17 protein-coding genes are annotated in these 11,942 nt (G+C 36.2%); 13 read left to right on the forward strand and 4 right to left on the reverse strand.

Going from position 1 to position 11,942, the window contains the following annotated elements; genetic code table 11:
* Positions 1-23 precede the first annotated feature (23 nt).
* From LOK41_RS06720 to LOK41_RS06740, 5 genes are all read left to right on the forward strand, one after another.
* The gene (locus LOK41_RS06720) at positions 24-440 is read left to right on the forward strand and encodes a YlbD family protein (protein WP_241815790.1); all 417 of its coding nucleotides are present in this window, start codon (positions 24-26) and stop codon (positions 438-440) included.
* Positions 441-452: 12 nt separating this feature from the next.
* Positions 453-698, forward strand: a complete 246-nt coding sequence (locus LOK41_RS06725; RefSeq protein ID WP_174099272.1) for a YlbE-like family protein — start codon at positions 453-455, stop codon at positions 696-698.
* Between the two features lie 77 nt (positions 699-775).
* On the forward strand, positions 776-1,348 hold the full coding sequence (locus LOK41_RS06730) for a histidine phosphatase family protein (protein WP_174099273.1): 573 nt from the start codon (positions 776-778) through the stop codon (positions 1,346-1,348).
* 117 nt (positions 1,349-1,465) lie between these two features.
* On the forward strand, positions 1,466-1,918 hold the full coding sequence (locus LOK41_RS06735) for a YlbF/YmcA family competence regulator (protein WP_241815791.1): 453 nt from the start codon (positions 1,466-1,468) through the stop codon (positions 1,916-1,918).
* A 137-nt stretch (positions 1,919-2,055) separates the two neighbouring features.
* A complete protein-coding gene (locus LOK41_RS06740) occupies positions 2,056-2,322 on the forward strand; it encodes a YlbG family protein (protein ID WP_026049165.1) in 267 nt (88 codons plus the stop codon).
* A gap of 72 nt (positions 2,323-2,394) precedes the next feature.
* On the opposite strand, the gene LOK41_RS06745 is transcribed toward LOK41_RS06740, so the two are convergent.
* A complete protein-coding gene (locus LOK41_RS06745) occupies positions 2,395-2,784 on the reverse strand; it encodes a DUF7147 family protein (protein WP_241815792.1) in 390 nt (129 codons plus the stop codon).
* A gap of 565 nt (positions 2,785-3,349) precedes the next feature.
* Between LOK41_RS06745 and rsmD the strand changes: the two genes are divergently transcribed.
* Both rsmD and coaD read left to right on the forward strand, forming a co-directional pair.
* On the forward strand, positions 3,350-3,916 hold the full coding sequence (rsmD, locus tag LOK41_RS06750) for a 16S rRNA (guanine(966)-N(2))-methyltransferase RsmD (RefSeq protein ID WP_241815793.1): 567 nt from the start codon (positions 3,350-3,352) through the stop codon (positions 3,914-3,916).
* Positions 3,913-4,404 carry a pantetheine-phosphate adenylyltransferase gene (gene coaD / locus LOK41_RS06755; protein ID WP_017151158.1) on the forward strand — a complete coding sequence of 164 codons (492 nt, stop codon included), beginning with the start codon at positions 3,913-3,915 and terminating at the stop codon, positions 4,402-4,404. The genes rsmD and coaD overlap by 4 nt, the downstream gene beginning before the upstream one ends.
* Here the strand turns inward: coaD and ylbJ are convergent.
* Positions 4,396-5,628: a sporulation integral membrane protein YlbJ gene (ylbJ, locus tag LOK41_RS06760; protein WP_241815794.1), complete on the reverse strand. Its 1,233-nt coding sequence runs from the start codon at positions 5,626-5,628 to the stop codon at positions 4,396-4,398. The genes coaD and ylbJ overlap by 9 nt on opposite strands.
* 113 nt (positions 5,629-5,741) lie before the next feature.
* Here ylbJ and LOK41_RS06765 point away from each other — a divergent pair, with 113 nt between their 5' ends.
* Both LOK41_RS06765 and LOK41_RS06770 read left to right on the forward strand, forming a co-directional pair.
* Positions 5,742-6,533 carry a patatin-like phospholipase family protein gene (locus LOK41_RS06765; protein WP_174099278.1) on the forward strand — a complete coding sequence of 264 codons (792 nt, stop codon included), beginning with the start codon at positions 5,742-5,744 and terminating at the stop codon, positions 6,531-6,533.
* Positions 6,526-7,551 carry a SepM family pheromone-processing serine protease gene (locus LOK41_RS06770; RefSeq protein ID WP_241815795.1) on the forward strand — a complete coding sequence of 342 codons (1,026 nt, stop codon included), beginning with the start codon at positions 6,526-6,528 and terminating at the stop codon, positions 7,549-7,551. The genes LOK41_RS06765 and LOK41_RS06770 overlap by 8 nt, the downstream gene beginning before the upstream one ends.
* Positions 7,552-7,575: 24 nt before the next feature.
* On the opposite strand, the gene LOK41_RS06775 is transcribed toward LOK41_RS06770, so the two are convergent.
* Positions 7,576-8,817 (reverse strand): nucleotidyltransferase, encoded by a 1,242-nt coding sequence (locus LOK41_RS06775; protein WP_347269293.1) that lies wholly within the window; start codon positions 8,815-8,817, stop codon positions 7,576-7,578.
* Between the two features lie 153 nt (positions 8,818-8,970).
* Here LOK41_RS06775 and LOK41_RS06780 point away from each other — a divergent pair, with 153 nt between their 5' ends.
* From LOK41_RS06780 to LOK41_RS06795, 4 genes are all read left to right on the forward strand, one after another.
* A complete protein-coding gene (locus LOK41_RS06780; protein WP_241815797.1) occupies positions 8,971-9,471 on the forward strand; it encodes a YceD family protein in 501 nt (166 codons plus the stop codon).
* Between the two features lie 61 nt (positions 9,472-9,532).
* Positions 9,533-9,706 carry a 50S ribosomal protein L32 gene (gene rpmF, locus LOK41_RS06785; protein WP_001984764.1) on the forward strand — a complete coding sequence of 58 codons (174 nt, stop codon included), beginning with the start codon at positions 9,533-9,535 and terminating at the stop codon, positions 9,704-9,706.
* Positions 9,707-9,839: 133 nt separating this feature from the next.
* A complete protein-coding gene (locus LOK41_RS06790; RefSeq protein WP_241815798.1) occupies positions 9,840-10,589 on the forward strand; it encodes an enoyl-CoA hydratase/isomerase family protein in 750 nt (249 codons plus the stop codon).
* 86 nt (positions 10,590-10,675) lie between these two features.
* Positions 10,676-11,197: an RsfA family transcriptional regulator gene (locus LOK41_RS06795; RefSeq protein ID WP_241815799.1), complete on the forward strand. Its 522-nt coding sequence runs from the start codon at positions 10,676-10,678 to the stop codon at positions 11,195-11,197.
* 28 nt (positions 11,198-11,225) lie between these two features.
* Here the strand turns inward: LOK41_RS06795 and LOK41_RS06800 are convergent, their stop codons facing one another.
* Positions 11,226-11,699 carry an N-acetyltransferase gene (locus tag LOK41_RS06800; RefSeq protein WP_241815800.1) on the reverse strand — a complete coding sequence of 158 codons (474 nt, stop codon included), beginning with the start codon at positions 11,697-11,699 and terminating at the stop codon, positions 11,226-11,228.
* Positions 11,700-11,942: the final 243 nt, after the last annotated feature.

The raw sequence follows: 11,942 nt of genomic DNA on the forward strand, positions 1-11,942 counted from the left end.
ATATATCTGAAGAGGTGAGGATTATGACAAAAACAAAAGGACCATTACATCCTTCTGTTCAACAATTTAAAGAGTTTGTAAACCATCACCCTAAAATGGTTCATGAAGTTCGAAATGGTCAAAAAACATGGCAACAATTTTATGAGGAATGGTATTTACTTGGGGAGAAAGACGAGATATGGAAGGCCTATCAAGCAGATGGAGAAGCAATTTCTTCACCAGAACAAGAAGAAATGAATGATGAAAAAGTGGCCGATTTGATGGGGCAAATGCTTTCTTTTTTTAAAAAATTAGATGCAGAGCAAATGCAGCAACATTTAGCTAATGTAACGAGTGCAATTGGGAGTGTGCAACAGGTTATTCAACAATTTCAAGGAAACCGTACACAACCTGAGCAAAGACCTTCTGAAAATAATCCATTTTTCTTTCGAAAAGATTAGGAGGAAAAGAGGATGAGGGCAGAGCTTATGGAGTTTATAAAAGCTGATAAAGATTTAGAGCGCTATATTCGTGAGCAACCCCATTGGTATCGAAAATTATCACGTAATCCGGAAGAGAAGGAAGCATTTGAATTAGCAGCCTTAGAGTATTATAAAAAGACAATTCCAGATAAAGTTGCAAAATTTCAAAATCAATTGGCGGTTGCTTCTATTATGATTGACATGTTCCAATATATGAAGCAGCAAAATACAACGTAATTGGCAGGGGAAACTATGTCCGTCATGCGAAATTTTTGTTACAATAGAAACAGATTATTGAAAAAAGGAGTTATAGCATGACGGAAATTTGTTTAGTACGACATGGACAAACTGATTGGAATTTTCAAGAGATTATTCAAGGACGTGAAGATATTCCACTTAATGAAGTTGGGAAAAAGCAAGCGAGTCAAAGTGCAGCTGCATTAAAGTTGGAAACGTGGGATGTAATTATTAGTAGTCCCTTAATTAGAGCACAAGAAACAGCGCAGGCAATTGCAGGTGCTGTTGGAATGCAGTCTATTCTTCTAGATGAGCGATTTGTTGAACGGAATTTTGGAGAGGCATCAGGAAAACCAATTCCTACAGTTAGAGAGCTTATTGCAGAGGGAAATGTAGAAGGTATGGAGACAGATGAAGAGATTGTAAATCGCTGCTTTTCCGCATTGAAAGATGTTGCACAAACACATGAAGGTAAACGTATTATTATTGTCGCGCATTCACATGCGATAAAAGCAATTTTACATGCAATTTTACCTAATGAAATTACATTTAAAACCCCATTGAAAAATGCGTGTATTAGTTATGTGAAAGTGGAGAATGGCAGCTGGGATGTACTACGGTATAATATCGCGGAGCATATTTGTGTATAAGAGATTAGGATAATGTGTGTTGTCCATATAGAACGGTTCGCTTTATCTAGAGATGTAATATTCAAATTAGTAGTTCTGCTTTAAATGTGTTATGATGGATACTCGGAGGTGTCTCTCATGATTGTAGCGACGCTTGAAAGCGTAAGGATATTAGACGAAGCAGAACAGCTTGCAAAAGCGATTGTCTGTTCAGATATAGCAGAGAGTTATCGTGAATGTTATAAGGCGTTACAGGAAGATTTGGAGGCTCAAACATTAATTGGTCAATTTACAGTAATGAAAGAGCGATATGAAGAAGTGCAACGCTTTGGAAAATACCATCCTGATTATACTTTCGTTTCGAAAAATATGCGGGAATTAAAACGTTCTGTAGACTTGCATGAAAAGATAGCTGCTTTTAAAAAAGCAGAAAATACTTTGCAAAAACTATTAGATGAAGTCAGTGTAGCGATTGGTTCTGAAGTATCATCTGCTATTAAAGTTCCTACGGGAAATCCGTTTTTTGATGCAGGTGGATGCGGAGGCGGTTGTGGCTCTGGTGGAAGTTGTGGTTGTAAAAAAACGGGGTGATATGCCCCGTTTTTTAGAATGTGAAAGAAACCGTATACGGAACTCATTCTACAACGTACTATAATTTCACAAATTTCTGATTGATGTTTATAAGATACAAGAATCTGCGTATATAAAAGGAGAAGATGGAGAAGATTATGTTCGGGCAACGACAAAGTATGATTGTTTATTTACATTCATTGAAACATGCCAAGATTTTAAGGAAATATGGTAATATACATTACATATCAAAGCGTTTGAAATATGCAGTCGTATATTGTGATATGGAACAAATAGAGCATATGATGCAAAAACTAAATAAACTTCCTTTTGTGAAAAAAATTGAGCAATCATATCGCCCGTTTCTTAAAACGGAATTTGAGAATTCACGTCCGGATCGCGCGAAAGAATACGACTATAGTTAAAAAGAAAGACCCCCACTAAATTTTGGTGGGGGTTTCTTTATACTAATAAAAATACAATGAGTATAAACATTGCTACTGCATTGGGGGGATGAAATGATTCATTCGCAAGATGCCGATAAGGTGATTAAAATATAATTCTTTTTCTGGGAAAATTGTAGAAGATTTTACTGTAAAGGAAGTAACCTTTTTCCCAATCTGTTCAGCCGTTTCTTCGAATAAAACGATTCGTTTACTTTTTGTATCATCAAGTATAGGGATCCCTTCACGGCATATGTATAGCGGTTGGAAGTCACCAACTGTTGTTGGTTTAAGAACAACAACAAGTGAGCATACTTTTTTATCGTTTTTTAAGGTTTCGAATTGTAACATATGTGATACACGATCTTTATTTGTTTTTGCAATCTCAAGCAATTCATATAAATCGGAGTAGCCTTCTCCTAGTTCAATAAAACGTTGAATCATATTATTTCCTCCTCTTTCTTTTACTGTATCATTTCATTTTTAAAATGAAAAGCAGGCAAAGAAAAAAACCCTGCAAAGCAGGGCCCTTCTTATACTAGTATGTACTAGTAAGAAGGCAAAGGGAGAGGAGAAACCGGAGGAAGAACTTATGGGGAAACGTAAGTCTTCTCCGCGGTTGGCAACAACATCGAAGGTGATGTTGTTATATTTATTTATGTCCAATCTAAATGAAGATATACATAATGAATTTAAAATTTATCGGCGGCTTTTTATTTTTCTTTCTTTTATTTTATGATAGGATAAAAAAGATAAAGTGAACCTTGTGTTAGTGGAGGAGATCTTACTCGAAAATAGCGAGATGAATATACATATGGAACACTGACAAGTTATCATACAATGATGGCTTTAAAAAAATAAATTGTTTTTTCTTTTAATAGGTAGCAGATTCAGTTACCCTTTAATGGAAAAATATCTAGAAAACAGCGGGATTTGATAGCGATTATGGAGGGCGGATATACGTTTGTAATAATCGCTCGATAGATTGAAATAAAGGTAGTGACAGCGAATGAGAGTAGTTTCTGGAAAATGTAAAGGGCATCCGCTTAAGGCTGTGCCAGGTAATACGACGCGACCGACAACAGATAAAGTAAAAGAAGCCATCTTTAATATGATTGGTCCTTATTTCGAAGGAGGGGTTGCCCTCGATTTGTTTGGAGGTAGCGGAGGACTTGGAATTGAAGCGCTTAGTAGAGGAATCGACAAAGCGATTTTTGTTGATCGAGATAATAAAGCGGTGAAGGTGATTCATCAAAATTTAGAAAGCTGCAAAGTACATGATCAAGCTGAAGTGTACAGAAATGATGCAGAGCGTGCTGTAAAGGCGTTGATTAAACGTGAATTATCATTTGACCTTATACTACTAGATCCACCATACAAAGATCAAAAAATCATTTCATTAATTAGTGTTATGGACCAACATGGGTTATTGAATAAAGATGGATTGATTATGGCAGAACATGGGGATGATGTAGTCTTACCTGAGACAATAGGGGGACTTGTAAAGGTAAGAGCGGAAAATTATGGGATTACGGCAATTTCGATTTATAAGTATGAAGGTGAGGGGACCGAATGACAAGTATAGCAATTTCTTCAGGGAGTTTTGATCCAATAACTCTTGGGCATTTGGATATTATTAAAAGGGGCGCAAAGGTGTTTGACGAAGTATATGTTGTCGTTTTAAATAACTCTTCTAAAAAACCGTTCTTTTCAGTCGAAGAGCGCCTAGAGTTAATTCGAGAGGCAACAAAAGATATTCCAAACGTAAAAGTTGATTCACACAGTGGATTGTTAGTTGAATATGCAAAGATGCGTAATGCGAACGCAATTTTGCGTGGTTTACGTGCAGTTTCCGATTTTGAATATGAGATGCAAATTACATCGATGAATCGTAAGTTGGATGAAAATATTGAAACCTTTTTTATTATGACAAATAATCAATATTCATTTTTAAGTTCGAGCATTGTGAAGGAAGTGGCTCGCTATGGTGGAAATGTAGCTGGTCTTGTTCCTCCTATTGTAGAGCGCGCTTTAAAAGAAAAGTTTCAAACCCCGTTAAGATGAACGGGGTTTTTCTTTGTTTATTATGCGTAAGAATAATAAAATAACATATAGATATAAACAAAGTAGTGTAAAGGTAGGACCATAGTCAAGCAATAGTTCCCAAGCCTTCATAAGAATAGAAGAATGGTTTAATAAAAATACAGGAATATCTTGTTGATTCGGTGAAAAAGAATGTAAATTTTCATAAAGTGGCACCCAAAATATAAAAGTGTAAATTGGTGCTAAAATACTTTGGATAATTCTTGCAAAGAAATATGGTTTAAAGCGAATATCAGTTTCGGCTAAAATACTGGCTACCTGAGCTTGGATAGAAAGGCCGCTGAATGCTAGAATAAAGCTTGTTACCATTGCTTGTTCAAGAATTGTAGTCTGATTGGTTTGGCTAATCATTTGGCTACCTAGTGTCATTTCAAAAAGTCCTGATAAGATGGGAATGCTAAAGTGTGGCGATAGTTGGAAGAAAGTTAAAATGTTTTGCATAATAAAAGTTAGTGCTGTCGTGAGTTGGAAGACAGTAATCATTTTATTTAAAACGGAGAATAAAATAATAAATCCACCAATCATGAGTAAAGTTTGAATAGAGGAGATAATTGCATCACCAAGTAGTTTCCCAATGGGTCTGTTTTCTTGCAAACGTGTCTCGTGGAGAATTGAAAAAGCGTGTTGTAAGGGTCGTTTTTGAGTAGATTGTTTTTCTTTTATGTAAGTATTATTATTGCCGTAAAAACGCATAAGTAATCCGACAGTAAAGTTGCTAACATAATGTGCAACAGCGAGTATGAAACCTAATTTTGGATTATTAAAAAAGCCAATAGAAATAGCTCCAAAAATAAATAATGGATTAGAAGAGTTTGTAAACGATACGAGTCGTTCTGCTTCGATTTGTGTTAACTGATTACTTTGCCTTAGTCTCGCGCTTAATTTGGCGCCTGCAGGAAAGCCGGAGGCCATTCCCATTGCCCAAACAAAGCCGCCAATACCAGGTACACGAAAGAGTGGACGCATAAGTGGCTCTAGTATCACACCGATAAACTTTACAACACCTATACTAATTAAAAGCTCCGCAACGATAAAAAAAGGTAGTAGCGAAGGAAAGACAACTTCCCACCATATATTTAACCCGCGAATAGAAGATTGCAAAGCGGCTTGGGGGTGAAGTACGAGAGAAAATGTTAGAAATAGCATCGTTATGGTGAGAAAAGCTGTTTTCCATTTTTCATACATTTTAACGTAACCCCCTTTGTCCCAAAAATGTTCATTTCAGTATACGTGGATACATGGTAAGTTTAGACCATAAGTATGAAAAAGAGGATGAAAAAATTTTAAGGGTGAGGGAAATGAATGAACCGAAAATAGGCTTAGCTCTTGGATCTGGAGGTGCAAAAGGTTTTGCACATGTAGGAGTTATTAAAGTGCTACGTGAAGCGAATATCCCTATTGATATGATTGCAGGAAGTAGCATGGGAGCATTAATTGGGACGTTTTATGCGGCGGGTTGTAACGTTGAGCGACTCTATCGAATGGCGACTGTATTTAAAAGGAAGTATTATTTGGATTTTACTGTACCCAAAATGGGATTTATTTCTGGAAAACGTGTAAAAGATATGATTAAAATGTTTACATATAATAAAAAAATAGAAGAGTTAGATATCCCAACTGCAGTTGTGGCCACTGACATTTTAAAGGGGGAAAAAGTTGTATTTACAAGCGGTTCTATTGCGGATGCAGTGAGGGCGAGTATTTCTGTGCCAGGAGTGTTTGTACCGGAGAAGATAGATGATCGTTTATTAGTAGATGGTGGGGTGATTGATCGTATTCCTGTATCCGTTGTAAAAGACTTAGGCGCTGATATTGTAATTGCTGTGGATGTATCTCCAATTAAGGTAAACGGAGAAGTCACATCCATTTACGATGTTATTATGCAGAGTATTGAAATTATGCAACATGAGCTGGTTGTTAATCGGCAAATTGCTTCAGATTTAATGATGCGTCCAGCAGTAGAACAATTTAGTTCTCGTGCTTTCACCAATATTGAAGACATTATTCGAGTTGGAGAAGAAGAGGCTGAAAAACACATTCAGAAAATTCACTTATTAATTGAGCAGTGGAAGGAGAAAAATAATGTTTAAGCGTTTTCGGTTTCTAAATGCAATTTTAATTGGGGTTATATTGGTAATGTTACTTGTCTATGTACGCCTTCCGTATTATATAACAAAGCCAGGTATGGCGGTAAAATTAGAACCATATGTACAAGTTGATGGTGGAAAGAAAGAATCAGGTGATTTTATGCTCGTGACAGTTTCAATGGGGCCTGCAAATGTTATAAATTTAATAACTGCCCAATTTAATAAATATAATCACATTTCTAAAGCAGAGGAAATTTTACAAAAAGGCGAGAGCGATGAGGAGTATCAGTTTCGCCAAGCGTATGCAATGAAAGAATCTCAAAATGCAGCGATTTATAATGCTTATAAACGTGCAAATCGTTCAGTTTCCTTTCAAGAGAAAGGAGTATTAGTTGCTGGGGTTGCTAAAAATATGTCCGCCGAAGGAAAATTAAAACTTGGGGATGTAATTGTCGCTGTTGATGGTCAGCCCTTTGAAGCGATAGACCAATTTATTGCGTACATGGCAGGGAAAAAAGAAGGTGAAGTAGTAAATATTGAATATATTCGGGAGGAAAAGCGTTCATCGGAAAAGTTAACACTAAAACAAATTCCTGATGGTAAGGGTCGTGCAGGAATTGGGGTTTCAATTGCTCCTTATAAGGAATTAGTAGTAGATCCAAAAGTGAAGATCGATTCACATGAAATTGGTGGTCCCTCGGCGGGATTAATGTTTACATTGGAAATTTATAATCAATTAATTGAAAAAGATATGACGAAAGGCCATGAAATTGCAGGGACAGGAACCATTAATGAAAAGGGAGAAATTGGTCCGATTGGCGGTATTCAACAAAAGGTTGTAGCTGCTAGTGATGCGCGTGCAGAAATATTCTTTGCTCCAAATGAAAAAGGGGCACCAAAATCGAATTATAAAGAAGCGCTTGAAGCAGCGAAAGATATTAAGACAAAGATGAAAATTGTACCAGTAGATACATTGGATGATGCGTTAACATATTTAGAAAAAATGTTAGAAAAAAAGTAAACCTCTCGCTCTAGAGAGGTTTTTTTATAAAAAGGTATTCGTCGTTTCATCGTACCGAATAGGATGTTGCGTTATATCCTTTTGTATACATTTTGTACGTAAAGGTTCTTGTAACACTGAAAAATAAACAGCATTTGCTCTTCGGTCTATATCTAGAACTGGATGCTTGAATGTCTTCGTATGTGTAAGAAGTGGGAGCCCTAGATTTTTTTTATGTTTCGAAATATAAGTTTGTCCTTTTTGTGACATACCAAGTAAACGGATATATGGTGAATGGTGTTCTATATGTGCTTTTTCCATTGCCTCTTTTGTTGTATTCGTTAAAATATGTGTACATGCTCGTTGTAATCTAGTCCATGTATAACGTTTCGTTTTTAACGCTTCCATGAAAGTAAGAAATGAGGAGGCAGTATATATTTTTGATAAAATACGATGCTCCAATCCTTCCTCTATTTCATATATATGTTGTAATTCCTGAGAAGACATCGTAAGGAGTTTGTATTTGAAAAATGGGAAATAATTTTCCCAACAATGTAGCGTATGGTATGTTCGCTTATAGTATTCTAAAAGAGATGCAGTATCATTTGGTACAAATGGATAAATGGTTTTGAATGAATCATTGTTACTAAATAACTGTTTGCGAATGCTAGTTGCACTTGCGATATGATTATCTTGAAAGGTTTCGTCATGGTAATGGGAGGCGAACCTTTCGATGGTATGTGCATGAATTGAACTCTTTTGTGAAAGAATTGCTTCGATGTAGTGTAAGCCTAATATATTATTTGGCTGGGACATATCAACAGTATTGACACCCGATAAAATATGTGAGAAGGCTTGAGATGTTGCTTTAGCATAGCTGTTTCCAGCATCCATAAATTGCTGCACCAGTTGATTGAAGGTATCATTTTCTTTTTGACGTAAAGAAATGGTGTTATAGAAATTTTGAACTTCTCCATCCTCACTGCCAAAGCAAATTTCAGAAACGCCAAGAGCATCTAAAATAGAAATGGCTCCGTTAGCAAATGTTTCGGCTTTTTGTGTTGCGAATGCATAAGGGAGCTCAACAACAAGATCTATACCACCAGCTAGAGCCATCTTGGTTCGATACCATTTTGATACGAGAGCTGGTTCGCCGCGTTGTAAAAAAGGTCCGCTCATGACAGCGATTGTAATGTCAGACTGTGTTAACTTTTTTGTTTGTTGCACATGATAAGCATGACCGTTATGAAAGGGGTTATATTCAACAATAATACCGCTTGCCTTTATGATAATCTCTCCTTTCGATGTAGCATCTTTTCTAAAAACATGATAATCTATATATTATTTCCTATAATGACTTCATTATAGTGTAAAGAAAAAACATTGACAAATATAAAATGGCTAGCTATAATTTTGTTTGTTGCCTTGAGGTGATATGATATGAAATGGTCCATCCATCAATTAAATAAATTGAGACATAAAGGATTGACATTGGATGAGATGGTAGATGTAAGTGAGCTAAAAGTAGTCGAGAAAGAAATTCGCGAAATTAATCCTGTTCATGTAACAGGTAGAGTTGATTTTGGCTCCAGTAAGTTTACGTTTCATCTACATATAACTGGAAGCATGGTTTTACCATGTTCTCGCTCTTTAGTAGATGTAACATTACCATTTGACATTAAAACAACTGAGGTGTTCCAAACTTCAGTAGAAGAGTACGAAACGGAAGCGGAAATCCATTACTTAGAAGGAGAAGTACTTGACTTACTCCCTATAATCAAGGAAAATATACTTTTGGAGATTCCAATGCAAATTTTCAGTGATGATGTTTCCGGTGGAGCACCGACGCAAGGTCAAGACTGGCAAGTGATTTCGGAAGAAAGCAAAGAAAAGCCTGTTGATCCAAGGTTAGCAGGACTTGCGAAGTTTTTTGACAAATAATCGGAAGACTGGTTCAGGCCTTCATATGAAAATAACTATTTCTTTTAAGGAGGTGGGAAGAATGGCTGTACCTTTTAGAAGAACTTCTAAAACAGTAAAAAGAAAGCGTCGTACGCATTTCAAATTATCAGTACCTGGTATGGTAGAGTGCCCAAGCTGTGGTGAAGCGAAATTAGCTCACCGTGTATGTAAAGCATGCGGTACTTACAAAGGTAAAGAAGTAATCAGCAAATAATTGCAGAGATAAACGCAGAAGATATTCTTCTGCGTTTATTTTTTTGTCTTTTTTCTATCTTGAAGAAAGAAGAGGTTTTTTTATCATTCTCCTCGAACATAGTTTTGTGAAATGAAAGGGGAGATGATTGATAATGAAACTTTTGGCGGAGCGGAAAGAAGATGTAATGTGGATTACACTAAATCGCCCAAAGAATCACAATGCAATTGATAAAGAAATGACGAATTTATTAGAAAAATTGATAAAAGAAATAAGGCGAGAAGATTGGATTAAATGTGTGGTTATTGCAGGAAATGGAAAATCATTTTGCGCAGGAGGAGACTTAGAGGAGTTTCATGGATTGAAAACGGAAAGGGCTGCTTATGAGATGCTCGAACGAATGGGAAGGGTTTTGTATGATATTATGACGCTTCCTGTCCCTACAGTAGCGCTTATAAATGGTGCGGCTATTGGAGGGGGATGTGAACTTGCTGTGGCGTGTGATTATCGTTTTGCCTCTAAAGATGCGGTCATTGGCTTTATCCAAGGGAATTTAGGAATTATAACTGGATGGGGAGGGGCTGCGATGTTGCATGAGAGGGTTTGCTATTATCAAGCGATGACAATGCTTTGTTCAGCACATCGTTTTTCTGCCGAGGAAGCAAGTAACTATGGATTTGTAAATGAGGTATTTCCCGGTGATGTCATGAAAGCGTGTCATAAATGGTTAGAGAATATGATTGTTCCGAATATCAAAGTTCAAAAAGCGTATAAAGCTGTTGCGATTCGAAAGTGGGAAGAAAATAATTTACGAGAGCGGATGAAAGAAGAAATAACCGAATGTGCACGTTTATGGGAGTCTGAAGAGCATAGTCAGGCTATTGCAGCATTTTTAAGAAAATAGAAAAATATATTCTTTACATGTTCGTATTCTATCTTTTCTAGTAACTGCATATGTTTAATAAAAAATGCATAAGGAGGACTAGAGGGATGGCGACAACAAGACAAGATGCATGGATTGATGATGAAGATTTACTTCTGGCAGAAGTGGTACTCCGGCATATTCGTGAAGGCGGAACGCAACTTTCCGCATTTAAAGAAGTAGGTAGACATTTATCTCGTACACCTGCAGCATGTGGATTTAGATGGAATTCTTATGTTAGAAAGCAATATAAAGAACGTATTGAAGAGGCAAAACAAATTCGTAAGGTAGAAAATTATGAAGTAAGGCAACCGAAAGTGGCGGAGTTTTCTCCTGTATCGATTACATTAGAGGATGTCATTGCTTTTTTACAAAAATATAAAGGTGAAGAAGAAGTAAAAGAATCCCACCAAAAAATTGAGTTGTTACAAAAGGAAAAAGAACAGCTTCTTCAGCGATTAGCTGTATATGAAGAAGAGTATCGTACTTTGCTTGATTATATTGATCGAAAAAGAAGTGTGATGGTGCTAGAAACAAAAGGAAAAGATACAATTTATGAGCATGAAACACTAGAAAAGTTGAAAAAATAAAAACAGCTGAATAACAGCTGTTTTTATTTTATGCTGATTCTTCGTTTGTAACCGCATTCAAATTGGTTTCTGGATGCCAAATATAAAATTCACCATCAGTCGTTGATACTTGCCTGAAATTTTGTTTATCCCAAAACGCAGCCGATTGAATGCGGGCTGTTGTTTTGATCGGAAATTGTAGCTGTTTTGCGTAGTTAACAAGCATTTGACCAAAACCTTGTTTTTGAAAGTTTGGTAACACTTCAAGCTTTGAAAGTTCTACGTAAGTTCCAGTAATCTCAAGATCTGATTCACCATGTCTCCTCATATACAAGCTCATACGCGCGATAAGGGATCCACCGTAATAAATGCCGTAAAAAGGAGACTCGCTGCCGTTTTCAATAATATTTGCTTGTAATTCTTCAAACATGGAGAGTTCTTGAGCACCGCAGCCTTTAAATTTTTTAAATTCGCCTAATGTTTTATAGTTGATGAGCAAACGCTCAACTTTTGGGAATGTCATTACATCACATCCTTTTCTCGTTTTAGAAAATGAAGAAAAGTATAAATATTCTCAATAATATTATAACTCATTTTTTCATTTTTATGAAGAAAATAGAATATTTCTTTCAGTATTTTTTTGAAGTGTTTGCTAAACTAGTCATAGGAAGGCGATTTATACATATTTATGAAATGTACTTTCGATTGTTGAAATATAAATAAGATATAATTAATGTTAGGACAAGTATAGAGGGGAGGAAATCAG

Origin of the sequence: Bacillus sp. TL12 (assembly GCF_022625245.1) — a bacterium.
Classification (GTDB): domain Bacteria; phylum Bacillota; class Bacilli; order Bacillales; family Bacillaceae_G; genus Bacillus_A.

Bases quoted from the DNA above. Each gene is read 5' to 3' on its own strand.
- LOK41_RS06765 (WP_174099278.1), top strand. From the start codon at position 5,742: ATGAATGAACCGAAAATAGGCTTAGCTCTTGGATCTGGAGGTGCAAAA.
- ylbJ (WP_241815794.1), bottom strand. From the start codon at position 5,628: ATGTATGAAAAATGGAAAACAGCTTTTCTCACCATAACGATGCTATTT.
- LOK41_RS06780 (WP_241815797.1), top strand. From the start codon at position 8,971: ATGAAATGGTCCATCCATCAATTAAATAAATTGAGACATAAAGGATTG.
- LOK41_RS06745 (WP_241815792.1), bottom strand. From the start codon at position 2,784: ATGATTCAACGTTTTATTGAACTAGGAGAAGGCTACTCCGATTTATAT.
- LOK41_RS06740 (WP_026049165.1), top strand. From the start codon at position 2,056: ATGTTCGGGCAACGACAAAGTATGATTGTTTATTTACATTCATTGAAA.
- LOK41_RS06795 (WP_241815799.1), top strand. From the start codon at position 10,676: ATGGCGACAACAAGACAAGATGCATGGATTGATGATGAAGATTTACTT.
- LOK41_RS06800 (WP_241815800.1), bottom strand. From the start codon at position 11,699: ATGACATTCCCAAAAGTTGAGCGTTTGCTCATCAACTATAAAACATTA.
- LOK41_RS06725 (WP_174099272.1), top strand. From the start codon at position 453: ATGAGGGCAGAGCTTATGGAGTTTATAAAAGCTGATAAAGATTTAGAG.
- LOK41_RS06730 (WP_174099273.1), top strand. From the start codon at position 776: ATGACGGAAATTTGTTTAGTACGACATGGACAAACTGATTGGAATTTT.
- LOK41_RS06735 (WP_241815791.1), top strand. From the start codon at position 1,466: ATGATTGTAGCGACGCTTGAAAGCGTAAGGATATTAGACGAAGCAGAA.
- rsmD (WP_241815793.1), top strand. From the start codon at position 3,350: ATGAGAGTAGTTTCTGGAAAATGTAAAGGGCATCCGCTTAAGGCTGTG.
- LOK41_RS06770 (WP_241815795.1), top strand. From the start codon at position 6,526: ATGTTTAAGCGTTTTCGGTTTCTAAATGCAATTTTAATTGGGGTTATA.
- rpmF (WP_001984764.1), top strand. From the start codon at position 9,533: ATGGCTGTACCTTTTAGAAGAACTTCTAAAACAGTAAAAAGAAAGCGT.
- coaD (WP_017151158.1), top strand. From the start codon at position 3,913: ATGACAAGTATAGCAATTTCTTCAGGGAGTTTTGATCCAATAACTCTT.
- LOK41_RS06720 (WP_241815790.1), top strand. From the start codon at position 24: ATGACAAAAACAAAAGGACCATTACATCCTTCTGTTCAACAATTTAAA.
- LOK41_RS06790 (WP_241815798.1), top strand. From the start codon at position 9,840: ATGAAACTTTTGGCGGAGCGGAAAGAAGATGTAATGTGGATTACACTA.